This is a genomic window from Moraxella sp. K02, from assembly GCF_041154755.1.
Classification (GTDB): domain Bacteria; phylum Pseudomonadota; class Gammaproteobacteria; order Pseudomonadales; family Moraxellaceae; genus Faucicola.
Map to the genome: position 1 here is coordinate 876379 of NZ_AP031590.1, position 25373 is coordinate 901751.

The 25373-nt window shown below is 43.6% G+C and carries 20 protein-coding genes; 6 read left to right on the top strand and 14 right to left on the bottom strand.

The features are described from left to right. Positions 1-52 precede the first annotated feature (52 nt). On the top strand, positions 53-865 hold the full coding sequence (locus ACAM39_RS04070; protein ID WP_369628571.1) for an SDR family oxidoreductase: 813 nt from the start codon (positions 53-55) through the stop codon (positions 863-865). Between the two features lie 129 nt (positions 866-994). Here the strand turns inward: ACAM39_RS04070 and msrAB are convergent, their stop codons facing one another. Continuing rightward, positions 995-2806, bottom strand: coding sequence for a bifunctional peptide-methionine (S)-S-oxide reductase MsrA/peptide-methionine (R)-S-oxide reductase MsrB (gene msrAB, locus ACAM39_RS04075; protein WP_369628303.1), 1812 nt, complete (start codon positions 2804-2806; stop codon positions 995-997). A 239-nt stretch (positions 2807-3045) separates the two neighbouring features. Between msrAB and ACAM39_RS04080 the strand changes: the two genes are divergently transcribed. Both ACAM39_RS04080 and ACAM39_RS04085 read left to right on the top strand, forming a co-directional pair. Then, positions 3046-4353, top strand: coding sequence for a sensor histidine kinase (locus ACAM39_RS04080; RefSeq protein ID WP_369628304.1), 1308 nt, complete (start codon positions 3046-3048; stop codon positions 4351-4353). A gap of 9 nt (positions 4354-4362) precedes the next feature. After that, the gene (locus ACAM39_RS04085) at positions 4363-4923 is read left to right on the top strand and encodes a response regulator transcription factor (protein WP_369628305.1); all 561 of its coding nucleotides are present in this window, start codon (positions 4363-4365) and stop codon (positions 4921-4923) included. A 208-nt stretch (positions 4924-5131) separates the two neighbouring features. Here the strand turns inward: ACAM39_RS04085 and ACAM39_RS04090 are convergent, their stop codons facing one another. From ACAM39_RS04090 to ACAM39_RS04125, 8 genes are all read right to left on the bottom strand, one after another. Beyond that, positions 5132-5344, bottom strand: a complete 213-nt coding sequence (locus ACAM39_RS04090) for a cold-shock protein (protein ID WP_050324216.1) — start codon at positions 5342-5344, stop codon at positions 5132-5134. Positions 5345-5688: 344 nt separating this feature from the next. Next, positions 5689-6408: a glycosyltransferase family 2 protein gene (locus ACAM39_RS04095; protein ID WP_369628306.1), complete on the bottom strand. Its 720-nt coding sequence runs from the start codon at positions 6406-6408 to the stop codon at positions 5689-5691. Between the two features lie 14 nt (positions 6409-6422). Beyond that, the gene (locus ACAM39_RS04100) at positions 6423-7025 is read right to left on the bottom strand and encodes a class I SAM-dependent DNA methyltransferase (protein WP_060994691.1); all 603 of its coding nucleotides are present in this window, start codon (positions 7023-7025) and stop codon (positions 6423-6425) included. After that, positions 7018-7839 (bottom strand): PIG-L deacetylase family protein, encoded by an 822-nt coding sequence (locus ACAM39_RS04105; RefSeq protein ID WP_369628307.1) that lies wholly within the window; start codon positions 7837-7839, stop codon positions 7018-7020. Before ACAM39_RS04105 ends, ACAM39_RS04100 begins: the two co-directional genes overlap by 8 nt. Beyond that, positions 7827-8924: an acyl-CoA dehydrogenase gene (locus tag ACAM39_RS04110; protein WP_369628308.1), complete on the bottom strand. Its 1098-nt coding sequence runs from the start codon at positions 8922-8924 to the stop codon at positions 7827-7829. The genes ACAM39_RS04105 and ACAM39_RS04110 overlap by 13 nt, the downstream gene beginning before the upstream one ends. 54 nt (positions 8925-8978) lie before the next feature. Next, a complete protein-coding gene (locus ACAM39_RS04115; RefSeq protein ID WP_369628309.1) occupies positions 8979-10394 on the bottom strand; it encodes an alpha,alpha-trehalose-phosphate synthase (UDP-forming) in 1416 nt (471 codons plus the stop codon). Then, positions 10382-11215: a trehalose-phosphatase gene (otsB, locus tag ACAM39_RS04120; RefSeq protein WP_369628310.1), complete on the bottom strand. Its 834-nt coding sequence runs from the start codon at positions 11213-11215 to the stop codon at positions 10382-10384. The genes ACAM39_RS04115 and otsB overlap by 13 nt, the downstream gene beginning before the upstream one ends. Positions 11216-11264: 49 nt before the next feature. After that, a complete protein-coding gene (locus ACAM39_RS04125; RefSeq protein ID WP_369628311.1) occupies positions 11265-12428 on the bottom strand; it encodes a zinc-dependent alcohol dehydrogenase in 1164 nt (387 codons plus the stop codon). Between the two features lie 691 nt (positions 12429-13119). Between ACAM39_RS04125 and clpB the strand changes: the two genes are divergently transcribed. The 3 genes from clpB (at position 13120) to ACAM39_RS04140 (ending at position 16841) form a co-directional block, all read left to right on the top strand. After that, positions 13120-15717 carry an ATP-dependent chaperone ClpB gene (gene clpB / locus ACAM39_RS04130; RefSeq protein WP_369628312.1) on the top strand — a complete coding sequence of 866 codons (2598 nt, stop codon included), beginning with the start codon at positions 13120-13122 and terminating at the stop codon, positions 15715-15717. Between the two features lie 105 nt (positions 15718-15822). Continuing rightward, entirely contained in the window at positions 15823-16398 is a 576-nt protein-coding gene (dcd, locus tag ACAM39_RS04135) for a dCTP deaminase (protein ID WP_007116249.1), read from the top strand. 200 nt (positions 16399-16598) lie between these two features. Further along, on the top strand, positions 16599-16841 hold the full coding sequence (locus tag ACAM39_RS04140) for a hypothetical protein (RefSeq protein WP_007116248.1): 243 nt from the start codon (positions 16599-16601) through the stop codon (positions 16839-16841). A 59-nt stretch (positions 16842-16900) separates the two neighbouring features. Here the strand turns inward: ACAM39_RS04140 and ACAM39_RS04145 are convergent, their stop codons facing one another. The 5 genes from ACAM39_RS04145 to bioA form a co-directional block, all read right to left on the bottom strand. After that, on the bottom strand, positions 16901-18685 hold the full coding sequence (locus ACAM39_RS04145) for an acyl-CoA dehydrogenase C-terminal domain-containing protein (protein WP_369628313.1): 1785 nt from the start codon (positions 18683-18685) through the stop codon (positions 16901-16903). A gap of 144 nt (positions 18686-18829) precedes the next feature. Continuing rightward, positions 18830-20623: an acyl-CoA dehydrogenase C-terminal domain-containing protein gene (locus ACAM39_RS04150; protein WP_128678062.1), complete on the bottom strand. Its 1794-nt coding sequence runs from the start codon at positions 20621-20623 to the stop codon at positions 18830-18832. Positions 20624-20773: 150 nt separating this feature from the next. Further along, positions 20774-22618 carry a putative bifunctional diguanylate cyclase/phosphodiesterase gene (locus tag ACAM39_RS04155; RefSeq protein WP_369628314.1) on the bottom strand — a complete coding sequence of 615 codons (1845 nt, stop codon included), beginning with the start codon at positions 22616-22618 and terminating at the stop codon, positions 20774-20776. 2 nt (positions 22619-22620) lie between these two features. Then, positions 22621-23481: a 16S rRNA (uracil(1498)-N(3))-methyltransferase gene (locus tag ACAM39_RS04160; protein ID WP_369628315.1), complete on the bottom strand. Its 861-nt coding sequence runs from the start codon at positions 23479-23481 to the stop codon at positions 22621-22623. Positions 23482-23745: 264 nt separating this feature from the next. Beyond that, complete coding sequence (bioA, locus tag ACAM39_RS04165; protein ID WP_369628316.1) at positions 23746-25113, bottom strand: adenosylmethionine--8-amino-7-oxononanoate transaminase; 1368 nt, start codon at positions 25111-25113, stop codon at positions 23746-23748. Between the last annotated feature and the right edge of the window lie 260 nt (positions 25114-25373).

Here is a 25373-nt window from a genome sequence, read left to right on the forward strand (position 1 = left end):
GAAAAAACTTGAAAACGCGCTACAAAAAATTGATAAGTACGGTCAATTTGTGATGAACAAACTGGTCAATCGCCGTTCATTAGCAGAGCTACAAGGTATCGGTCAAGGCAAAACCGTATTGATTACCGGTGCCAGCTCAGGGATTGGGGCGATGATGGCACGCCGATTTGCTTATCTAGGCTATGATTTGGCAATTTGCGCCAGACGAGAAGAGCGATTAAATGCGTTAAAGCAAGACATTGAAAGCAAGTACCCTGTCAAAGTCTCTGTCAAAACTTTGGATGTAACCGATTATAATCAGATTTTTACGGTATTTGATAGCTTTGTGAGTGACTGCAAAACCCGAGGTAAAACGATTGATAAAGTTATCGTCAATGCAGGGGTGGGCGATAGCCGCGTCATTGGTCATGGACGCTTTGAGACCAATCGCCATACCGCTGAAGTCAATTTTATCGCGGCGATTGCCCAGTGTGAGGCGGCGATGAAGATTTTTCGCCAGCAAAACAGCGGTCAGTTGGTGGTCATCTCAAGTATGTCAGCGGTGCGCGGTTTGCCCCGTCATCTTACCACCTATGCCGCTGCCAAAGCGGGACTGGCAAATTTAGCCGAAGGCATTCGCGCTGATATGATGCAGGAAAAACGTCCGATTACTGTCACCACGATTTACCCTGGGTATATCCGTACTGAGCTTAATATCGGTGCCAAATATTTGCCGTTTGAAAGTACAGAAGAAGAGGGCGTCGAAGCGATTGTCGAAGCAATTGAAGCCAAAGTGGATGAAGCCTTTGTCCCGGCATGGCCTTGGCTACCGATTGGGATTGGTATGAAAATATTGCCGCTCAGGGTGATGACCAAATTTTTATAAGCGCATTTTTAAAAAAATTTTAAACTCTCAGCATAATCAAAAACGCCTTATTAAAAACGCCTTGGCAGCTGATGGCTTGTCAAAGCGTTTTAATACCGTTACCAGTCAACGTGCTGCCTAGTTGACTGGCTATTTGACCAAAGGCATAAGTGCACCATAGCCTGCGGCTTGCATGTCTGCCAACGCGATAAACTGTAGCGCATCGCCATTGATGCAATAGCGTAATCCGCCTTTATCCTTGGGACCATCATCAAACACATGCCCCAAATGTGAGTTGGCGACCCGTGAGCGCACTTCCGTTCGTGTCATGTTAAAACTGCTATCGGTTGAGGTGGTAATGACGTTTGCGCTAATGGGTTTGGTAAAACTCGGCCAGCCACACCCCGAATCATATTTATCCGTGGATAAAAACAAAGGCTCGCCACTGACGATATCCACATATACACCTTTAGCAAACAAATGGTCATATTGATGGCTAAAAGCGCGCTCTGTAGCTGCGTTTTGGGTGACGTCATACTGCGCTTGAGTTAACCGACTTTTTACATTTTTATCGTAGTTTTGATAGCGGGTAGGATTGAGCGCCTCGGTGACTGTCGTGGCAGGCGCTAAGGCTTTGATAACGGGGATTTTTTGATTGGCAAGGCTAATATCAATATGGCAGTAGCCATTGGGGTTTTTGCTCAGATAATCTTGGTGATAATTTTCTGCGTCATAAAAATTCGCCAAGGGTTTATTTTCTACCACGATTTTTTGCGGATATTTTTTTGCCAAATCGGCAAGGGTTTTATCAATGATTGGCTTATCATTGGCATCGGTATAATAAATGCCGGTACGATATTGCGCCCCGCGATCATTGCCTTGTTTGTTGAGACTGGTCGGGTCAATCACTCGCACATAGTACGCCAAGAGGGTCGCAAGATTGGTTTTATCGATATCATAGATAACTTTGACGGTTTCTGCGTGTCCTGAGCCTGCTATTACCTGCTCATAGCTGGGGCTGGCGCTATTGCCATTGGCATAACCTGATATCGCATCAACCACGCCATCCACGCGCTCCATATAGGCCTCTAGCCCCCAAAAACAGCCCCCCGCCAGATAGATAGTACGCGTGCGAATCGGGGTTTTACCATCTGCTTGATAATACACACCGTTATGGTTAATCGGTGCTAAAGCCTTGATGCTAGCAACTTGTTTGTTAGTTTGGTTATTAGCCTGCTCATCAGCTTGGTCAGTCTGGCTAGGCGGAATTTTTGCTTGATTCAGGGCTTTTAGCTCTGCAAAGTCGTTGCTAGCATTGTCTGACAAGGCTTGTATTTGTGCGGGGGTAAGATTGCCTTTGACCAGTTTTAATAAATTACCTTGTTTATCCAAAATCGCAAAACTGGGATAGACTTGCACGCCAAATTGTTTAATCAGCTTTCCATTGTTATCCATAAGCACCGGTAGGTTAGCATAGTGTTTGGCAAGCACTGTGTACCAAGTTTGAAAATCTTTGGGGGATTTTTCACTCAAATGACCTGGACTGACCACGCTGACGACATTCATATTGGGATACTGCTTTGCCCATGCGTCGCTTTCTTGGAGCGTTGCCAAACACAGCGGGCACCAGCTTGCCCAAAATTTCACCACAGTTGGCTTGTTGGGGTCAATCACATGACGACCCATTTTGCCTAATTTGGGATTGATTTGGCTCAAACCTTCTAAGGTCGCTAACGTATCAGTCGGCAATACATCCGCTTTGCTAGCATCACGCGCAGAGCTAGCGTTTTCTTTGGCATTCATTTTTTGACAACCTAGCAACAGCAGGCTACTGATTAATAGGGTAACGGTTAAATTCTTAGCACTTTGAGGAAAATTGACCACGGCACATTTCTCATCTATTTGTAAAGCGTCAAAGATAGCTGTGAGTTGGCACTCAAATAAATTTTTGATTACAAACATAAAGTGAGCCTTTATCTGATTGTAACTGAATCAGCAAATAAGCACACTTTAAAGTTTTAAAAATTAACATTAAAAAAATTATGCCATCATCCATAGGGTTTAAAGAGAAAACTTTTGGTGCATTGATGGTTATCCTAGTATTGAGATTTATTTTTGACACGTTAATTCGCTCAAAGTTTGCTCAAAGTGCGGCTGCTTCATGCTAAAATCTTGTTTTATGGTACGTCAAAAGTTTGTCCATGCATCAAGCCATCAAGAACGTCGCAAAAGCCCCCATGATTGCTCGCTATACCTGGTTAGCTATTATGGTCGCCGCCCTGATTTGTGCCGACCAATGGGGCGTTGCCAAACAGCAAATCAATCATCTGCTCACGATTACCATTATTTATGGGGTCAGCGTTGAGCTGACTAGACGCCTATTGGTTATTCGACACTTTAACCCCCAACACTCTTGGCTCATGTTGGCGGGTTTTATCGGGGATTTACTGGCATGGTCAGCCTTTATTTATTATTCAGGTGGTGCAGCCAATCCGTTGATTACCTTATTTTTGACGGTGATTGCCGTGGCGTCTATGGTGATGCGAACCGTGCACATCATCAGCTTGTCGGTGCTGTCAGTTGGGCTATATACGCTGTTATGGTATTGTTATGTGCCGCTGACCCTTAGCCACCATGATCATGGGGTGGGTCAAAAACTCCATTTACTGGGTATGTTTGGGGTGTTTATTTTCGCGGCAATCATGTTAACTGCCTTAACGGTTTATTTTAAACAAGCGATGAGCCACAGTTATCAGGCGCTTGAGCAAGCACAGCAAGCCATTCACCAACAACGTCGGTTGCTTGCTATCAGTAGTCTTGCTGCCAATATCGCCCATGAGATGAGCACGCCGATTGCGTCGATGCAATTACTGAGCGATGACATTGCCCAGCAATTAGATGAAGACGATGAGTTATTGGATGACATTAAACTGTTACAGTCACAAATCGACGTCTGCCGCCAATCGCTGCACAAGCTCAAATCCCACATCCAATCCAATGCGCTGCCGCCAGCGCAATCTCAGCCATTGGCATGGGTAACGTCATCAAATTTACAAATGTTACTGCCCAAAGTCGTCAATGATTGGCAATTTATCAACCGCCATGTTGAAGTATTGCTTAATGTACCACCACAACCGATAGCTGTCCCCTTGAGTGAAGAACAGCTGTATTCTATTGTGATGAATATGCTCAATAATGCCATGCAGGCACAAGCCACAGGGGTTGATATTAGCGTACAGCTTGCTCAAAACGTGATGATTATTATTGAAGACAACGGACAGGGTATAGACAGTAACATGATACAGCGTATCCAACACCAAACTGCTATCGAATCTGATCATGGCTTAGGGCTTGGCTTGACGATTGCCAAAACAGTTATAGAATATGTTGGCGGACACCTTGAGATGACCAATAAGCAAAATTCACCCCCGAAAAAAAGATTAAATGATTCAGGTACGTGCGTGAAGATAACGTTACCAGTAATTCATGCGCCCGCCAGTTTATTGTAGGAGACTAGGTTGCAACACCCACCCCTGTTAGCAGAGACATGGCTTATCATTGATGATGATGAGGTGTTTTGCCGTATTTTAAAAAAGTCATTGGAAAAGCAGGGCAATCAGGTATTGACTGCCACCAATGCCAATAGCGCGCTACAACTGGCAAAGAAGCAGTTACCCAAGTTTATTATATTGGATCTCAATATCGGTGATGACAACGGCATTCATCTGATTGAGCCATTACTCGCTATTACTCCCACCGCCAAAATTCTAATGCTTACCGGCTATGCCAGTATTGCTACCGCCGTCAGTGCGGTCAAATTGGGCGCGTATCATTATTTGCCTAAGCCGTGCAGCCTGGATGAAATCTATAAAGTATTGGACATCGTAGTAGCCCCTACAAAGTCACTAAGTAGTACAACAGATGAACGTTTGTCACTTGAACATCACGAATGGGAATACATCCACCAAGTATTAGATGAATGCCAAGGCAATATCAGTGAAGCCGCGAGGGTGCTAAAAATGCACCGGCGCACACTACAGCGCAAACTACAAAAAAAACGTAAAGTGGATGCACCATAACCTTTTTTAACCGTACATAGCAGCCCACAAATGGTCAGCCGAGTTAGCCAAAGAGTTGGGTGAGCACAAAACACAAAAAAAGCGCTTATAATAAATAAGCGCTTTTTTGATATCTATTTTTTTGATATCGATGCAAATGGCTAATCAATAAAGCGTTATTCACGCAGTCATGATATCAAACTATTTACGATAGTAGTCTTAGCTAACCTTAGATAGCAACGATATTGCTAGCTTGGTCGCCTTTTTGACCTTGGGTCACAACGAAAGATACACGTTGACCTTCCGCTAAGGTTTTGAAACCTGAGCTTGCGATTTGGCTATAATGTGCGAAAACGTCTTTGCCGCCATTGTCTTGTTCGATAAAGCCAAAGCCTTTTGATTCGTTAAACCATTTTACGGTGCCGTTTACAGTATTTGACATAGGATTGTCCTTGATTAGATAGATTTTAAAAGTGGTCATCTGACCCTAAAGCTGGAACTAAGCCACAACACGATTCTATTCGGTATGAAAGAATTGCGGCAGTTTTGATACACGATTCACTTAAAATCTAGGACACAAGCGTAATGGAAACGAACTTAGAATAGACTTAATGTAATGCGATTGAAACTTCTGACTGCTTTCTAGCTGTTGTCCAGTATATAGTAATACCGGCAGATAGCAAGGAATATCACAAGAGTTTTGTAAGTGAACGGTGTTAAACCCAAATTTTTACCTTTATTTCATTCAAAGGCTGGTTTTCATTTAAGCTGAAGGCTGATTCTCATTTAAAACAAGGGCTGATTCTCTAGACCCCTTAAAAAATGGGCAAACCCTTCTTCAGCACGAGCATCAAGGCGACTGCTAGTCACCACGCGTACCAAATTACTCCAAATAATGGGTAAATTGGCTTGCTCAAATTTTTTGACCAAACGAACATCTTCATGGCAAGTTAATTCATCAAAACCACCCACCGCCAGATAATCTTGACTGGCAAAGCTCAAATTTGCCCCATGAATATGGCGATGATTCATACAATCTTGATAATGGGCGAGGTATTGCTGTTTGGTAAGCTCTGACAACGCATCCCAACAATCGATACTCACTACGCCACATATCATGGCTGTGGGCATAGCTGTGGGTTCGGCTTTTAGGTGTTTGATTTGTGCCATTAACCAATCAGCTTCCACCATACTATCGGCATCGGTGCAAGCAATCCAATCCGCCCCTTGCTCAATCAAGTAGCGCACGCCCAAATCCCTGACTTTACCCACACAGCGAAACTCACAGCGCAGCCAATCTACGTGAGCATTTTGCACTTTTGATAAGGTATCATCATCACAGCTATCTAGCACGACCACCGTTTGTACCGCTATGTCGCTTGATAGCTGAGCAATCGCCTGTTTTATCGCATCCAAACACGCGCTGATACTATCGGCTTCATTATGGGCAGGGATGACTATGCCGATTTTTTTGGGTAGCCGCTGTGAGATTGGAGTATTTGCCATGATGTTTTTCTCAGTTATTCCACTAGATTTTCTTGCTTGGCAAGGCTTTGGTGATTGGCTTGCCAAATGGTCAACAAAAAATCTTGGTCAATTACATGACTTTGCTGACGGTAGTGCAGCTGTTGTTGCAAATTGTCGTGGACTGTTTCGCCTGTCAGTTGAAACCCGTCAATCGGATAGCGCCAATGACAAGCTAAAATCACGCCATTGTCGGTTAATGCGGTGTTGAGCCAAGCAATGACTTCGGTCAGTGCGTCAGGCGCCAAGTAGTATAAAATCTCACTGACCACAATCAAATCAAATCGCTCACTGGGCAAATCCTGCGGTATCAAACCTTGCACAACTTGCACATGCGCCTTTTCTTGCAGACGCTCACTGGCAAGTTTGACTGCCTCAAGTTGCCCATCCACACACCTCAAATAATCGCAGCGCTGGGCTAACTGCTCACTAAATACGCCATTGCTACAGCCAAGTTCAATCGCCTTGGCAAAATGCGGATAGGGCAATAATGACAAGCAAATCGCGCGTTTTCGTACTTCATACCAGCGTTTTTCATATTGCCAAGGGTCGCTACTATCGGCATAAATTCGGGCAAAATACGCTGACACATCAGTCATGAAGATATACCTCAAATGGTTGGCTAAGCCTAGTTAACGTGGTATCTGACAAAATAGGCGCTGTTCCCGTTGTTGGGTCAGCATAGATTTGACTGCTAAAACAGCGCATGGCATAACTTTTTCGCTGCGCCTGTAATTCGCTTAAATCAAATCGCCATGCCTTGTGCCAGAGAATACGGCTATCGCCGGGCTTTGCCCAATGCCATGCCCAAATCAGCACTTGATAGCAGGTCAAATTTAGGCGGCTTTTAAACTCATGGGCAAAACGCTGTACCACTTGCCCAGTGCCTTCATGGTCGGGATGACCATCGTACGCAAATGGGGTAATTAAAATATCATCGGGCTGAATCAGCGATGTTAATTTGTCAAAAAAATCCGCTTGCCGCCCAAAAATTTCGCCATCAGGAAAATTCAAGCTTATCATCGACACATTGGGCAAATCCAAACTGCTACCCAGCGTTTCAAGTGCAAGCTGGCTTTCAAGTGCTCGGATTTTTGCCAGTTTGTCAGTCGGATACAGCGGTGAGTTAGGGTGGCTTTTCTCGCCCTGGGTAACACTAACAATCAATACCTGATTGCCTTGAGCCACCAACGCTTGCAGCAGTCCCCCACAGCCCAAAATCTCATCATCTGGGTGCGGCGCAAAAATACACACGCGCCGATGGGTAGGGAAATGGGTCGATATATCCAGTCTGGTGAGACTATCTAACCCCTGCCAGGCTTGCCAGTCTTGTGCAGAGGTGCCGTCGCCTGCAATTAAACGGTCACCCACAATCGGATGCAGTGGGGCATATTGAGAATTTACAGTTGCCATACTCCTCCTGCTAAATCACTTAGCTGTTCGGCAGTCAATTTGCCAATCGCTTCACTGTCAAATGCACCATGGGTTTGACGAATAAATACCGATAAATCTGCCGATAGCCGTGCAAAATGGGCGTTTTTGCAATAAGGCGTTGCGCCCAAGGCTTTACCAACTTTTTCAAGCACTAGCATGGCGGTAGTCTCCACTTGCGCTCTTAAGATACGGATGGGGAGTGTATGATTTTGGCTAGGCTCACTGTCGATTAATTGCGCAACCTGATGAAAGTACGCTTGGGTGACACTGAGTGCTTGCGACACTTCGCCAAGATAAAGTGCTTTAAAGGTTTGGGGTTTTTGCTGATAACTGTCCAATAAAAACTGTGCCAACTGGGCTGCCGCGCCATACCAACAAGCCGCTACCCCTGCTGCACCCTGCCAAAACCCTGGGCGGTCAAGATAAGGGCTGCTACCTTTGGCAATCGCATTTGACATGACTTGGGTGGCGTTAGCGCCTTTTAGATGGAGCGTGGCTGTCGCCGTGTAGGGCATACCTACCGCATACCAACCGCTGTCATCAATGGTCACTTGCGGTTGCTTCATGGTTAACATCAGCAATTGGGCGTTATTTTGGGCATCTCGGAAACTAACCAAGCCATGATCGACAAAAGTCGCACCCGAACACCACAGTTTTTGTCCCGTGCATGTTTCGCCATCAAAACGCAGTGGCTCATCACCGCCTTCTGCTGCCCATACTGCCCATAGGCCTTCAGCGATATCGTCCACGCCCAATTCTGCCAAAATCGCCAACGCATCAAGATGCGACTCAAAAAATTTGACCAAGTTCAAGTCACAAGCGGCAACCTGTGCCAATACTTGCCAGCGCTGTAAAGTATGACCGTCAGCAGGCAAGGCAATTTGAGCGGACAAAAGCACCAACTGTGACAAAGTTTGCTTTAATTGTGTGACATAAGCGGTATCGCTTAGTTTAGGTGATGTATCAATCGTTCTGCGAAAGTCTTGCAAAATAGCGGTGATTAATTTACTCAAGTCCGATTGGTGATAGTCGGCAGGTAAAGCATGATCCAACACTGGTGTCATTGTGAGTTTCTCATTGGCTGTTTTGTTGTCTATTTTATTGTCTCTGTGATTGGGTTATGGAGTTTTATCCATGTGGGTTAAATCTGCCAAAAAATGCGCTCGCCACGTGTCAATATCGGTATCATAAATGCCCTGTAGTAGCGATTGGTGACGTTGCTCCCGTTGTTGTTTGGTGATGGTCAACGCTTGATATAAGCCTTCTATCATGCTGTCGTTGGTCGTAGGGTCGACCAAGATAGCTTGCAGAAGTTGATGCGCTGCCCCCGCATTTTTAGACAAAATCAAAATCCCTGCGTTTTGTTCATCCTGTGCGGCAATATATTCTTTTGCCACCAAATTCATACCATCTTTTAGCGAGTTAACCCAACAAATTTGGCATTGCCTAAATAACGGCATTAAATTGTCATGACTGACGGGGTCTTCTTGATAGATAATCGGTTGCCAACTGGCAGTAGCAAATTGGCTATTGATTTGCTCAACTAGGGTATGCACTTGTTGTCGTAACTGTTGATAAGTCTCAATATCAAGACGGGACGGGCAAGCAATTTGATACAGCTGAATTCGCTCAAGATATTGTGGATAACGCTGCAAAAAGGCAGCAAAAGCTTGTAAGCGTTCGGGAATACCTTTGGTGTAATCCAGTCGTTCCACCGCTAAAATCGTGGTGATGGTTGAAGTGAGATTTTTTAACACGGCTTTGTCTGACAGCGGTTGACTGGCAAGATGGCGAATATGGACAGGATTGATACCAATCGGATAGGCTTTTATTAAGGTGGTATGATTGCCATGGGTAATGAGTGTACGCCCATTTGTTTGGGTAATTTGGATGGCGTGGGGGAGTAACTGCTCAATCACCGCGACACAATTTTGAGCATCTTGTTGGGTTTGTAATCCAACCACATCGTAATCGAGTAATTGATGGATTAACGTTTGACCATAAGTCAAAAAATCCCATACCCATAACTGGGGAAATGGAATATGCAAAAAAAAGCCAATGCGCTGTTTCATGCCTAAGTCACGGCAATGCCTTGCTACCGCAAAAAAATGATAATCTTGTATCCAAATCATATCGTCAGGCTGCGCGATTTGTTGTAGCTGTTTGGCAAACATACGATTGACAGCTTGATAAACGCTAAAATCTTCACTACTCGATACAATCAAATCCGTGCGGTCATGCATCCCCGCCCAAAGTCGATTATTGGCGTAACCACAATAATATTTTTCATATTGCATGGGTGAAAAAGCCGTTGTGACATAGGTGACTTTGTCGTGCTGCTCAGTCGCAAATTGGTTGACGGTATCGGGCTTATCGCTGATATTTGTCACTACTTGACCATTCCAACCGACCCAAATACCGCCATCTTTGGCAAGGGCTTCTTGAAGTGCTACTGCCAACCCGCCTGCCACAGCTTTAGGTGACTGTTTATTAGGTAAATTAACCCGATTGGATAACACAATCAACTTTGACATAGGGTTAATAATCCTTGAAGTAACGCGGTAACCGCTGAGATGTCGCTCACATAATAATGTGCATGGGTGGGTTCACAACCGACTTTGATACCAAATCCTTTAATATCACTACCTTTCTTATTTGAGGTATCACCATAACTTTGTACGGCAATAAATCCTGCTTCATCGGTCACATCATCGCCGATAAATATCGGACGGCAATGAGGATGATAGTGTTTTAAAACATGGTTAATGGCACTGCCTTTATCGACCCCTTGTGGCAATAGCTCATACACACATTTGCCTGCTTTAAGTTGCCAATCATTAAAATCATGCCCAATAGCTTGCATGATAGTTAAAGCTTTATCGGCAAGTTCGGGATGCTCACGAAAATGCAGTGCCACACCAAAAGGTTTTTGCTCAATGCGCCAGTGGGGATGATTACCAGTAGCGTTAATGACGCTTTGAATAATTTGTTGTAGCTGCGCTAAATCGATGTCCACCAAAGAATAGCTATTTATTAGAGTATCGCATTGCAAACCGTGACTACCAATCACAGGCAGTTTTAACGGCGCTGTCAAACGTCTAGCGTCGGCAACCGACCGCCCTGTTACCAGCCAAATGGGTAAATGATTTTGTAACTGCGCTAAAATTGCTAAATTATCATGGCTGATAAAACTTTGTTGGGGATCGGGGTGAAATTCACTAAGCGTCCCATCAATATCTAACAATAGCAAAAAATCACCAACCCCTTGCACAACTTTGGCTAAATTATTGGCTAAAAGTTGTGAGGGGCTAGTGATGGAATGCTTAATCATGGTATCAAGCTGATTAACGCTCATTTTATCATTCTAAATTAACCATGCTAAATCTATCCATGATGAGGTTACATTACGGTGTCAAAATCACTTTTCGACACTCTTCTTCACGTTTTTCAAAGATTTCATAACCTTTTGCTGCATCCGATAGATTCATACGATGGGTAATAATCGCTTCAGGCGATAAATCCCCATTTTCAATATGTTCAAGCAGTTGTGGCAAGTATTTATGTACATGGGTTTGACCCATTTTAAATGTTAATCCTTTGTCAAACGCATCACCCATCAAGAAACCATGAATCGGACCTGCATACACCCCAGGAATACTGACTGTACCACCACGGCGTACCGCTGCCATACACTGACGTAATGCCGCACCACTTGAGCCTTCAAGCTTAAGCGTGGTTAATACCGTTTCAACTATGCTACCTTTTGATTCAAAACCAACAGCATCAATCACCGCATCGACACCACGATGCCCCGCAGTTTGCTCAATAATGGCTTCTGCGGCATCAACTTTGTCAAAATTAACAGGAATCGCGCCATACGTATCTTGTGCATATTGCAAACGATAGTCATTGTGGTCAACGATAAATATTTGTGCAGCACCTAACATTTTGGCGCAGGCGGCTGATAGCAAGCCCACAGGTCCTGCACCATAGATAGCCAAAGTCGAACCTTTGGTGACATTGGCATTCGTCACCGCTTGCCATGCAGTTGGCAAAATATCCGATAAGAACAACACTTTTTCATCAGCCAGCGAGCCTGGGACTTTAAAAGGACCAAAATTGGCTTTTGGGACACGCACATATTCTGCTTGCCCACCCGGCACACCGCCATATAAATGACTAAAACCAAATAATGCCGAAGGTGGTGGAATAAGCTTTTTGTTCATCGCCGCGCCTGGACCCTCATTGGTGGTCTCACAGGCTGCCATCAAATCATTTTGACAAAAAAAGCAGCTACCACAGGCAATTACAAAGGGTATCACCACGCGATCGCCTTTTTTTACCGCCGTGACGTCAGCGCCCACTTCTTCGACAACCCCCATAAATTCATGACCAAAAATATCGCCTTCTTCGGTCGCAGGGATTTTGCCACGGTATAAATGTAAATCCGAGCCACAAATGGCAGTAGCGGTAACTTTTAAGATAATATCATCTTTAGCTTGTAATTTTGGGTCGGGCACATTGTCGACTCGAACATCTTTGGCACCATGGTAGGTTAATGCGCGCATGGGTATAACTCCTAATTGTTGTTTTGCTGTTGTTGTTTTTTGACTGTTATTTGACCAAATAAAGTAGCGCTACCGAACTGATATGTTATGGGGCGTTTTCATTCGATGTTGTGCAGAGTAGCATGCGCCATGCACGGTTGTTGTCTATTCATGTAGTAGATAGGTTAATGTAATGTAAGCCATCTTATAATAAACCATTGAAAATATTATATAATTTTAATAATTGTCCATAAAATTTTAGTATCAATTTTTAGCTATGGCTTAAACTTTAGTTCACGTAATTTTTTAAAAATAACGGTCAAGGCGGCTGATAAAGAACTAAGGTGCTCCTATGCTACTAATTTGCTATTAACTATTAAAAGGAAACGCATATCAGCCAACAAAAAAAAACTCAGTCATTAAATTCAGTCAGTAAAACTGATTAGGTGTACCCCTTTGGAAGTTATACATTAAGCCAAAATTTGTTGATTTATGAATTTATCTACATTTTTATTGTCAATTTTTGATAGGTAACACGTTGAATTTTGCAAGCTATTGACCCAAGTGATAATTGAGAATACAGCCATCATCAATCATCAAAAAAAATTGACAATTAAAAAATTTTAAAGGTGGACATTGAAACGATTTATCAAAACGCCATATCAATTTTAGTTCAAAGCTAATTAGTTAAAAGCCAAAAGGAAAAATAATAATGCAATTTGATAAATTTACCAATGCCTTACAAAACGCGGTTCAGCAGGCACAAACGCTCGCTGTTACTCGTGATCATACCGCGATTGAGCCGATTCATTTGTTGTCAGTGCTACTCAATGAACCGAGTAATGCCAATGTGTATGAACAAGCAGGCGCAAACTTAAATCAGTTAAAAACAGAGGTGCAACAATCGCTCAACAACCAAGCGGTGATTGGCACACCCACAGGTGATGTCAATCTGAGCCCAAATACGGTTAAGATTTTAAATCTAGCCGAACGTCATGCGCAAAAAGTAGGCGATCAGTTTTTATCCACCGATTGGGTGTTGGTTGCCTTAGCAGAGACGGGGGGTACCGCAAAACTGCTTGCAAAAGCAGGGGTCAATGAACCAAAACTAAGACAAGTCATTAATTTTATTCGTGGGGGTGATAAAGTGGATACACAAAATAGCGAAGACCAACGTGATGCCTTAAATAAATATACCATCGATTTAACCGCACGCGCCGAATCGGGCAAACTTGACCCCGTGATTGGGCGCGATGACGAAATCCGCCGTACCATTCAAGTATTGTCACGCCGTACCAAAAACAACCCTGTGCTCATTGGTGAGCCGGGTGTGGGTAAAACTGCCATTGTCGAAGGATTGGCACAAAAAATCGTCAATGGTGACGTGCCAGAAGGCTTGCGCAACAAACGCGTATTGTCGCTTGATTTGGGCGCACTGATTGCAGGGGCAAAATTCCGTGGTGAGTTTGAAGAACGCCTAAAAGCGGTACTTAATGACCTAGCAAAAAGCGAAGGGCAAGTTATTTTATTTATTGATGAAATCCATACCATGGTCGGTGCGGGTAAAGCCGATGGCGCGATGGATGCGGGAAATATGCTCAAACCTGCGTTGGCGCGTGGTGAGTTGCACTGCGTGGGCGCGACTACCCTTGATGAATACCGCCAATATATCGAAAAAGATGCCGCCCTTGAGCGTCGTTTTCAAAAAGTATTGGTTGATGAGCCTACCGTGGAAGATACCATTGCCATTTTGCGTGGCCTAAAAGAGCGTTATGAACTGCATCACGGGGTCGATATCCAAGACAGCGCGATTATTGCCGCCGCGCGGATGAGTAACCGCTACATCACCGACCGTATGCTACCTGACAAAGCCATTGACTTGGTGGATGAAGCAGCTAGCCGTCTAAAGATGGAGCTTGATAGTAAACCAGAAGCCTTGGGCAAATTAGACAGCCGTTTGATTCAGCTCAAAATGCAACGTGAAACCTTAAAGCATGAGGATGATGAAGGCGCGAAATCACAGCTAAAACTGCTTGACACTCAAATCAGCGAGCTTGAAAAAGAATACGCAGATTTAAATGAAATTTGGCAAGCAGAAAAAGCCCTTGTTAAAGGTAGCCAACAGCTCAAAGATGAGCTTGATAAAGCGCGTATCGCCTATGAAAAAGCCCAGCGTGAAGGTGACTACGAGACCATGTCAAAACTGCAATACGAAACCATTCCACAACTGGAAAAACGTATTAAAGACTCTGACTTGGCTGAGCAAAAAGAGCAAGCAGGGGAAGCGCCAAGCGTGAAGCTGCTACGTAATAAAGTCACCGAAAACGAAATCGCTGAAGTCGTTGCCGCTGCAACGGGCATCCCTGTCACCAAAATGATGCAAGGCGAACGTGAAAAAATGCTGCATATGGAAGAAAAACTGCATGAGCGTGTAGTCGGTCAAGATGAAGCAGTACAAGCAGTCGCCAATGCAGTGCGCCGTAGTCGTGCAGGGCTGTCTGACCCCAATCGTCCTAGCGGTTCGTTCTTGTTCCTAGGTCCGACAGGCGTGGGTAAAACTGAGTTGACCAAAGCGTTGGCAAGCTTTTTGTTTGATGATGAAAATGCCATGATTCGTATTGATATGTCTGAATTTATGGAAAAACACAGTGTCAGCCGTCTTGTCGGCGCACCCCCAGGCTACGTGGGTTATGAAGAAGGTGGGGTATTGACTGAAGCCGTACGCCGCCGACCCTACAGTGTGGTATTGTTTGATGAAGTAGAAAAAGCGCATCCTGATGTGTTTAACATCCTACTGCAAGTGCTAGACGATGGTCGTTTGACCGACAGCCAAGGCCGCGTTGTGGACTTTAAAAACACCGTCATTATCATGACCTCAAACCTTGGGTCACATAAAATCCAAGAAATGGCAGGCGATAGCTACGAAGAAATCAAAGCGGCAGTGATGAATTCAGTCAATCAGCATTTCCGCCCAGAGTTTGTCAACCGTATTGATGAAATCGTGGTATTCCATCCACTTGGGCAAGAGCAAATGGCAGGTATTGCAGATATTCAACTCTCACGCTTACGCAAACGTCTCCAAGAGCGTGACATGAATATTGTATTGTCAGATGAAGCCATGACCCAATTGGTCGCTGTGGGTTATGATCCTGTGTATGGTGCAAGACCGCTAAAACGCGCCATCCAGCAAGAAATCGAAAATCCGCTATCCGTCAAATTGTTATCGGGTGAGTTTGTGGCGGGTGACACCATCAAAGTGGATGTCGATGCCCAAGATAAATTGACCTTTGATAAATTACGTATGAGTTAATTTTCTCACCGAAAAAACGGCTCTCACTCGAAAGCCGTTTTTTTTCGCCTATATGTAGCAAATTACAGTATAATTCTGCCTAAATATGAAATTTGAGGAAACACAATGTCGATTAAATCCGACCGCTGGATACGCCAAATGGCACAAGAGCATGGCATGATTGAACCATTTGAAGCCGGTCAAGTACGTGTGGGCGAGCAGGGACAAAAATTGGTCAGCTACGGCACCTCAAGCTATGGTTATGATGTCCGCTGCGCGCGCGAATTTAAAGTGTTTACCAATGTACATTCTGCCATCGTTGACCCAAAAAACTTTGATGAGCGTAGCTTTATTGATATCGTGGGCGATGAATGTATCATCCCACCCAACTCATTTGCCTTGGCTCGTACTGTCGAGTATTTTCGTATTCCCCGCGATGTATTGACGATTTGTTTGGGAAAATCTACCTATGCACGCTGCGGTATTATCGTCAATGTCACGCCGCTTGAGCCAGAATGGGAAGGGCATGTGACCTTGGAATTTAGTAATACCACCAACTTACCGGCGCGTATCTATGCTGGAGAGGGCGTGGCGCAAATGCTATTTTTCCAAAGTGATGCTGATGATGTGTGCGAAACTTCCTACAAAGACCGTGGCGGTAAATACCAAGGTCAAATGGGCGTGACTTTACCCAAAGCGTAAATGGCAGACGATAAGCAGTAAGCAGTCATATAGACCCACTTCGGTGGGTTTTATATTTTATGGCGACAAATTGTTAAACGCTCAAATTTTACACTAGCTTACAACTGCTTTAAGCTTTCTATTGTTGAATATGTCATACTAACGATGCGCTATCGCTACCGTTTTAAAATAATAATATCGCATATAAGAAGGATAACACCATGATTGAACTAAGTAATAACTATGTCGCCCTAAATTTGGCAAAATTCATCTATGAAGAAGAAGCCAAGCTCACGCCAAATAAACACCAGCAAGAAAGTGATATCAAAGAATATATTTTTGAGTTATATGAAGAGTGCGTTGCTGTCGTTGAAGAAAACGACTCAGCGGATTATGAATATGAAGACTTTGATTTTGATGAGGATGAATCGTTAGCAGATGACGATGACGATATGCTTCGCTAACCTATTAATCCATAAAAAAATCGGCTACTAGCGCCGATTTTTTTGTATTTAAGTAGGGATTAAGCAATGGTTGCCGCAAAATAATCGCGGTCAAACGCTGTGATGGGTTGGCTTGTTGCTTTTACCATCGCAATATGCGCATCTAAGCGTGGCAACATACGACCGACATAGTAGTCTGCTAATTTTGCTTTGTTGGCATAGAAGTCGCCTTCCTTGCCATTTGCGGCTTCAACCATCAGGCCAAACATATAAGCAAAGCTGACATAACCAAAGGCTTGTAAGTAATCAACCGCACAGCCATTGATTTCGTCTTTGTTGACCGCTGCCGCCGCTATCACCGCTTTGGTTAAGTCTTCAAGTTTATCCGCTGATGTTAAAATCGCTTGTTTGATGGCATGGTCTGCGTTCATGTTATTGGCAAAATCACGCATTTCTTGCACATACGTTGTCACAAACGCACCGCCGTTTTTCACCACTTTACGACCCAACAAGTCAAGTGATTGGATACCATTGGTCCCTTCATAAATTTGTGAGATACGGGTGTCACGTACGATTTGTTCCATACCCCATTCACGGATATAGCCATGACCACCAAAGCATTGCTGTGCATCAATTGACGCTTCAAGACCACGGTCGGTTAAGAATGCTTTAGCAACTGGCGTCAAAAGAGCAACGCGGTCATCAGCGGCTTTTCTTGCTGCATCATCATCGGTATATTTGTTGGTATCAAGTTCTTTGGCAACATACATCGCAAAGCAGCGTGAAGCTTCACTGATGGTTTTGGCATTTAACAGCATACGGCGAACGTCGGCATGAAATACGATTGGGTCAGCGGCTTTGCTTGGCTCTTGGATACCGCTATCGGCGCGACCTTGGATACGGTCAAGGGTATAAGCTGTGGCGTTTTGATAAGCTAACTCAGCGCCACCGATACCTTGTAACCCCATGGTCAAACGCTCATAGTTCATCATGATAAACATAGACGCAAGACCGGTATTTTCCGCGCCTACCATAAAGCCTTTGGCACCATCAAAGTTCATGACGCAAGTCGCTGACGCTTTGATACCCATTTTGTGCTCGATAGAGCCACAGCTTACCGCGTTACGCTCGCCCAATGAGCCATCCGCATTCACATGGAATTTGGGTACGATAAACAATGAAATCCCTTTTGAGCCTGCTGGGGCATCGGGGGTTTTTGCCAATACCAAATGGATGATGTTGTCCGCTAAGTCATGTTCACCTGCGGTGATAAAGATTTTGGTACCTGTAATATTGTAGCTACCGTCTTGGTTTGGCACGGCTTTGGTTTTGATGATACCCAAATCCGTACCTGCGTGCGGTTCGGTCAAACACATCGTACCTGTCCATTCACCTGAGTAGATTTTTTCTAGGTAGGTTTGTTTTTGTTCTTCAGAGCCTGCGTTGTAGATACACATACACGCACCACCCGATAGGTTTGGATAGAGCGCAAATGATTGGTTGGCGGTAAATACCATCTCTTCAGCGAGCATAGTCACCATTTTTGGCATGCCTTGACCGCCATGATTTGGATCGCCGCCTAGACCAATCCAGCCGCCTTGTGCATATTCGTCAAATGCTGCTTTAAAACCAGTTGGGGTTTTTACTTTGCCTTCACCCAGATATTGTGCCCCTTCTTCATCGCCTGAGCGGTTGATGGGCAGTAACGTGTTTTTAGCAAATTTTGACATTTCTTCTAAAATCATATTGACCGTATCACTGTCAACATGGGCTAACTGTTCATTTTTTTGCCAAAAATCAGCTGCATTGAATACATCATTCAAAATGAATTTCATGTCTTGAATTGGCGCATTATAAATAGGCATATTATTTCCTTTTATGGGTTAGCTCGTAATTCGAAATGAGACAAATCCTTAGACAGCTTTTGCTACCTAAGGATTGAATAAAAAATTAAACTATCAATGATTCTATCATAATTTTATTACTACACTAGATAGCTTAGCAAAAAATTAGAATTGGAATTCGTCAACTTCCATACTCATGTATGGCTCAAGCCCTGTATCAATACGTTTGACGTAAGTTAAGGTGCGAGGCAATAGTTTTGCAAAGTAGAACTGAGCGGTTTTGATTTTCGCTTGATAGAATTTGGTCTCAGTGGTGTCGCCTTGGAGCGCTTGCTGAGCGACTAACGCCATACGAGCCCATAGGTAAGCTAGGGTGATGTAGCCACTATAGTACATGTAGTCAACCGCCGCTCCACCCACTGCATCAGGATTTTCAGTGGCTTGCATACCAATGCGAGCAGTCAAATCGCCCCATTCTTTATTTAGACGTGCCAGTGGACGAATGAATTCACCCATTGCGTCGTTGTCTTTGTTTTCTTCACAGAATTGATAAATGACTTTGCTAAAGTTAGCTAGCATTTTACCTTGTGAACCCAATACTTTACGACCTAACAAGTCAAGTGATTGGATTTCAGTGGTACCTTCATATAAACAAGCAATACGCGTATCACGTACGTTTTGTTCCATGCCCCATTCACGGATAAAGCCGTGACCACCATACACTTGCACACCGTGATTGGCTGCTTCATAACCTGTTTCAGTTAAGAAGGCTTTGGCAATTGGGGTTAAAAAAGACAACATCTGGTCAGCGTAAGCTTGTGTTTCGCCTTCGCCTTTAGTTACTACATCAGAGAATTGCGATAGATAGTAGACGAGGGCACGGCCACCTTCAGCAAACGCTTTACAAGTTAATACCATGTTGCGCACTGCTGGATGGACGATGATTGGGTCTGCCGCTTGTTCTGGCGCTTTTGCACCGCTTAATGCGCGCATCGCAAGACGTTCTTTAGCGTAGCTTAAGCCACCTTGGAAAGCCAATTCCGCTGCAGTTAGACCTTGAATTGCAGTACCAATACGGGCAGTATTCATAAAGGTAAACATACAGTTTAGACCTTTGTTTTCAGGTCCAATCAAGTAACCTTTGGCTTTATCAAAGTTTAGTACCGCAGTTGCAGAGGCTTTAATACCCATTTTGTGTTCAATCGAACCACAGGTAACGGTGTTACGCTCACCGATAGAGCCATCCTCGTTGACATTGAATTTTGGTACGATGAACAATGAGATACCTTTGGTACCTGCTGGCGCACCGGGTAAACGCGCTAGTACGATATGGACAATGTTGTCTGCCATGTCGTGTTCGCCCGCTGAGATAAAGATTTTTTGACCGGTGATAGCGTATGAACCGTCTTCATTGGGTTCAGCTTTGCTGCGGATAATACCTAGGTCAGAACCTGCATGCGCTTCGGTCAGACACATGGTACCTGTCCACTCACCGCTGACGAGTTTCAATAAATATTTTTGTTTTTGTTCATCGGTACCGTGGTGTTCTAGCGTACGGATAGCACCTTCAGATAGACCTGGGTACATTGAGAAAGACCAGTTAGCCGTACCTACCATTTCATTGACCGCTGAACCCAATGACAATGGCATGCCTTGACCGCCAAATTCTTCATCAGCACATAAAGAAGGAAAGCCTAATTCACAGTATTGTTTATAAGCTTCTTTAAAGCCTTTTGGCGTATATACATTACCATTTTCAAAACGACAGCCTTCTTCATCGCCTGAACGGTTAAGGGGTGACAATTCTGCTTCTGAGAAGCTTGCACCTGCTTCTATGAAACTATCAATCGTTTCTTTGTCTGTATGGGCATAGCTAGGAATGGTTTTGTAGTGATCTTCAAATTTTAATAATTCATGCATGACAAATTTCATATCACGAAGCGGTGCTTTATATTGCATACGATATCCTTGATTAGTGTTTTAAAAAGACAAAAAAACCTACCCCAATACTAAGGTTTTATATCTCTAAGATAGGAAAATTTGACAAAGGTGACAAGGTGCTAACATGACTATAGGGTCATAAAAAAATCTAATTAGTCTAATTTAAACTTATAGCAAATAGTTTGGTTTATAGTTGGCTTTGAGCCAATCGGTGGTGTCTTTGCTAGACATGGGTACACCAAAACCAAAGCCTTGAATCAAATCACAACCTAGGCTACGCAAATATTCGATTTCTTCACGGTTAGAGACGCCCTCAGCCAAGGCTTGCATGGATAGCGAATGCGCCATATCAATCACTGATTTCACAATCACTTGTTTTTTTGGCTCTTGTAAAATATCCGTGATAAATAAGCGGTCAATTTTGAGCACATCAATCGGATATTTAATCAAATATTGCATCGCGGCAAAGCCTGTACCAAAGTCATCAATCGATATACTAAAACCATACTGACGCAGTTTTGATAGCATCACCTGCGCTTTTACTTCATCATGAATTTTGCAGACTTCGGTGATTTCAAAACTGATTAGTTGCGCAAGCCAACTATATTGCTGTATCGTCCCTTCAATAAACTCAATAAATTTGTCACTAATCAATTGGCGAGTATCAATATTGATACAGATGAGGCAGTTATAGCCCATCTCACGCCATGTCAAAATCTGCTCAATACAAACTAACACGATTTTTTCAAATAGCGGCTGCGATGACTTATCGAGCACCTCATCCAAAAAATCTTTGGGATAGAGGAGTCCAAGGGTGGGATGCTCCCAGCGCACCAGCGCTTCAAACATCGGCAAGTCGGGCTGTGCAAACTCTAACTTAGGCTGAAAGTAGGGCAAAATTTGCTGTTTTAATAACGCATTTTTAAACGCACTGAGTAAATGAATGTCTTTAAAATTACTTTTTTGCTGGTTGGCATCATACCAAACACAATCTTCATCACTGATGAGCCGCGCATGTTTTAACGCCGTGTCTGCTTGTAATAACAATGTCTGAGCATCTTGGGTATGAGTGGGGAAAACCGAAGCGCCAATCGACAACCTTAAATACATTGACTGGTTGTCAATGATAAAAGGTAAGTCAAATAACTGTTTGAGCGCTGCCACATAGTGATGCGCGGCATCAAGGTGTTGTACCGAAATCATCGCAGCAAAACTATCACCACCAAACCGCGAAAAAGTGACTAAACTGGCACCCGAAATTTTTAAGGACTTTACCCGTTTGACAAACCCTTGAATCAGCATATTGGTATTTTCAATGCCAAGGCTGATGTTAAAAGACTGCAATTTATCAATATTGATGCGTAGCAATACCCCCATACACTCGCGCTGATTATCGGCTGCCTGGTAGTAGTCAATACAGCTTTTTAATTTGTCATAAAAAGTATCGTAATTGGGCAGACCCGTTAATTCATCATAATTGTAGAGATGTAAGGTGTGGCTAAGCTGCGCATCTTTTTTTGTTAAATTGGTAAGTAGGCCGACATACATCACCTGATTATCATCGACTTCACACACGCAGATATCTAGCCAAACCGCCACTTCAAGTGAATGGTGATAAGAAAGCACTAAATTGGTCGAAATCGGTTGTCGGTTATCCAGTTTGGTAATAATGGCAGCAATCGCTTGCTGTAAGTGTAGGGCGTAGGTCTTATACGGATAAAAATAAAACGGGCTACCTATCACCTGATCGCGTGGCAAGGCAGTAATGTTTAAAAATTGCTGATTGACACAGATAAAACGTAGCCGTTCATCAAGCATAAAAATGCCATCATGGATTTTTGAAAAAACTGAGGCAAACACCGCATTTTGATGTTCAAGCGAAATTTGTTGATCAAAAAAATGGCTATCGACAATAAACCCATACTGACTTAACTCATCATGACAAGACTTGTTAGCACCCGTAAAGCAATCACGAGGGTCTATTGGCATGACTGATTTGTTATTCGGTGACATCATTATTCCTGTGCAACAGTCAAAGTTTGATGTAGCGTCAACAATGAAGACAATGCGACGACAGGGGCTGTCTCAGTTCGTAGCACACGCTCGCCAATTTGCCAAGGCATAAAATCTCGCTCGATAGCTTGCGTTATTTCTTGCTCTGAAAACCCACCTTCTGCCCCAATTAGTAACCAAAATTGGGCTAAAGTACACTGTCTAAACTGGTTTGTTATATGAGGTAGTGGGTTGGTATAGGGCGTGATGGGTTCAATATCGTTATGCTCAATGTCGTTACCTTCAATTTGATTACAAGGTGGCACTACGCCACTGTCATCAGGAGGAACGGCTAAAATTAATTTGGTCACGTTGCTAGAAGTGGGCACGCCTGCTGGCTCATCAATCCAGTCGCTAAAAGCTTTTGGAGCCAGTAAGTTTGGCACGATATTAAGCCCACATTGCTCACAAGCCGATACCGCAACCTGCTGCCAATGGGCAAGTTTTTTATCGGTTTGGTCTGCTTTTAGGCGTACTTCGCCATGTTGGCTTGTGAGCAGTTGAATCGATGACACCCCAAGCTCTGTGGCTTTTTGAATCGCATAATCCATGCGCTCGCCACGGCTCATAACCAAGGCAATGTTCACAGTAAATGGCAAAGCTCGATTGATCGAATTAAAATCGTTGATGGTAACGAGCGCTTGTTTTTTAGTGATATCCGTTAAAGTGACGGTATATTCACCACCTTGACCATCAAAAAACAACGCTTGTTCACCCATACTTGCTCTTAACACTTTACACCAATGATGAAAAATCTCTTCGGTCAAAGGCACGGTGCTGCCAACTTTTAGCGAATTTGGTTGGTTATAAAAAAATCTACGCATAAATCATCTAAGTAAGTTTCACGATTGAGTTAAGTTAAGTGGGTTAAAGAACCCACAAAAGTTAAATATTTTTTGACGATAATCACATGGATTATACGTTAAATATGAGAAATGTAGGCATAAGTTTTGAATTTTAATACAATTTTTTATAATACTGTAAGAATTGAATGTTTGTAATGAATACTAACTTTTGACGAGAGATGATAATAATAAACATTTATACAATTAATTAGTTAGTAAATTTCATGAGGCTTTAGCAAAGGCTTAAGGTAAATCAATGGCCTGAGACGAGCCTTTAGGTATTTTTGGGAGATTGTCACAAAGCTTTTGCAAACAATGATTTAATATGCCAAAGATTTGCTGAATTTCTGCCGGGGTCGTGCAATAAGGCGGAATAAGATAAACATGGTTGCCAATCGGGCGAATCATCACGCCTTGATCAAGGCATAAATTGGCAAAGGCTTTGCCCACATTTTGAGAAAAATCCAAGGTGAAAGCCGCAATCATGCCGGTTTGACGTACAGATTTTATGGGCAAATTGGCATCAGATAGTTGCTGCAAGCCATGCGCCAGCGCTTGGATAAGGTATTGGTTATGTAGCAAGACATTATCGCGCTCAAACAGTTCAAGCGACGCCAAAGCCGCGCTACAAGCCAGTGGGTTGCCAGTAAAACTATGCGAATGTAAAAAACCTTTTTCCACTTTGTCATCATAAAATGCTTGATAAACATCATCGGTTGTCATGACGCAAGACATTGGCAGATAGCCTGCCGTTAGACCTTTTGACAGACAGATAAAGTCAGGGCAATAATCGTCTTGTTTATCCGCATCTGCCAAGGCTAGCATTTGCTCTACCGCAAACATAGTACCTGTACGACCAAAACCCACGGCAATCTCATCATATATAACGTGGATGTGATAATGGTGCGCAAGTTTGGCAACGCCAAGCAAATAATTAGCAGAATACATCGCCATGCCAGCCGCCCCTTGTACCAAAGGTTCAAGGATAATGGCGCAGATATCGCGGGATTTTTCTGCCAAGATACGTTCTAGTGCATCCAGGCTTTTTTGCTCATGCAGCTGCGCTGCGATAGCGTCAGGGCTGAAAATATGCGCGGGGGAAGGAATACGAATTTGACTGACAATCAAATCTTTATATTGCTTACTAAACAGCGGGATATCTGTCACCGCAAGACTGCCAACGGTTTCACCGTGATAACCGTGTTCCAATGAGATAAATTTGGTTTTTTGCGTTTGCCCTGATTGCTGCCAGTACTGCAAACTCATCTTAAGCGCGACTTCCACCGCCCCTGAGCCACTGTCGGCAAAAAAAGCTTTGGTTAGTGGTTTGGGCGTGATGGCAACCAATTTTTCTGCAAGCGTCAAAATCGGCGGGTGAGTGACACTAGCGATTAAAGTATGCTCAAGCGTATCGAGCTGCTGCTTTATTTTTTCGTTGATAAAGGGATGGCAATGTCCATGTAAATTGACCCACCATGAGCTAATCATATCGTAATAGGCGTTACCGTGCTGATCATATAATTGATTGCCTTGAGCTTTGACGAGGTGGAGTGGGGGATTGTTTTCAAGGGCTTGCATCTGTGTGCAAGGAAGCCATAACGCGTTATTCATAAGGATCTCAAAATTTTTTGTCACATTGTAGCACTTTTGACCCAAGAAAAAACGCTTGAAATCGCAAGCCTTCTAATGCTATAAGCGATAATGGTAATAATAGGAACGGTAATTATCACAGAATTTACGTACGATAAATTTTCGATAAAAAATACACAAGCATTACCACCCAAAAGTGCATAGAGGCATGCTATCTTTTATCTATCTTGACAGGTCGATGATATTTTAGAAATGCTTGCACGCATAGCAACTAGACAGGG

Bases quoted from the DNA above. Each gene is read 5' to 3' on its own strand.
- bioA (WP_369628316.1), bottom strand. From the start codon at position 25,113: ATGAATAACGCGTTATGGCTTCCTTGCACACAGATGCAAGCCCTTGAA.
- ACAM39_RS04115 (WP_369628309.1), bottom strand. From the start codon at position 10,394: ATGTCAAAGTTGATTGTGTTATCCAATCGGGTTAATTTACCTAATAAA.
- otsB (WP_369628310.1), bottom strand. From the start codon at position 11,215: ATGAGCGTTAATCAGCTTGATACCATGATTAAGCATTCCATCACTAGC.
- ACAM39_RS04105 (WP_369628307.1), bottom strand. From the start codon at position 7,839: ATGGCAACTGTAAATTCTCAATATGCCCCACTGCATCCGATTGTGGGT.
- ACAM39_RS04070 (WP_369628571.1), top strand. From the start codon at position 53: ATGAACAAACTGGTCAATCGCCGTTCATTAGCAGAGCTACAAGGTATC.
- ACAM39_RS04080 (WP_369628304.1), top strand. From the start codon at position 3,046: ATGCATCAAGCCATCAAGAACGTCGCAAAAGCCCCCATGATTGCTCGC.
- ACAM39_RS04150 (WP_128678062.1), bottom strand. From the start codon at position 20,623: ATGCAATATAAAGCACCGCTTCGTGATATGAAATTTGTCATGCATGAA.
- msrAB (WP_369628303.1), bottom strand. From the start codon at position 2,806: ATGTTTGTAATCAAAAATTTATTTGAGTGCCAACTCACAGCTATCTTT.
- clpB (WP_369628312.1), top strand. From the start codon at position 13,120: ATGCAATTTGATAAATTTACCAATGCCTTACAAAACGCGGTTCAGCAG.
- ACAM39_RS04140 (WP_007116248.1), top strand. From the start codon at position 16,599: ATGATTGAACTAAGTAATAACTATGTCGCCCTAAATTTGGCAAAATTC.
- ACAM39_RS04160 (WP_369628315.1), bottom strand. From the start codon at position 23,481: ATGCGTAGATTTTTTTATAACCAACCAAATTCGCTAAAAGTTGGCAGC.
- ACAM39_RS04090 (WP_050324216.1), bottom strand. From the start codon at position 5,344: ATGTCAAATACTGTAAACGGCACCGTAAAATGGTTTAACGAATCAAAA.
- dcd (WP_007116249.1), top strand. From the start codon at position 15,823: ATGTCGATTAAATCCGACCGCTGGATACGCCAAATGGCACAAGAGCAT.
- ACAM39_RS04145 (WP_369628313.1), bottom strand. From the start codon at position 18,685: ATGCCTATTTATAATGCGCCAATTCAAGACATGAAATTCATTTTGAAT.
- ACAM39_RS04100 (WP_060994691.1), bottom strand. From the start codon at position 7,025: ATGACTGATGTGTCAGCGTATTTTGCCCGAATTTATGCCGATAGTAGC.
- ACAM39_RS04125 (WP_369628311.1), bottom strand. From the start codon at position 12,428: ATGCGCGCATTAACCTACCATGGTGCCAAAGATGTTCGAGTCGACAAT.
- ACAM39_RS04095 (WP_369628306.1), bottom strand. From the start codon at position 6,408: ATGGCAAATACTCCAATCTCACAGCGGCTACCCAAAAAAATCGGCATA.
- ACAM39_RS04155 (WP_369628314.1), bottom strand. From the start codon at position 22,618: ATGTCACCGAATAACAAATCAGTCATGCCAATAGACCCTCGTGATTGC.
- ACAM39_RS04110 (WP_369628308.1), bottom strand. From the start codon at position 8,924: ATGACACCAGTGTTGGATCATGCTTTACCTGCCGACTATCACCAATCG.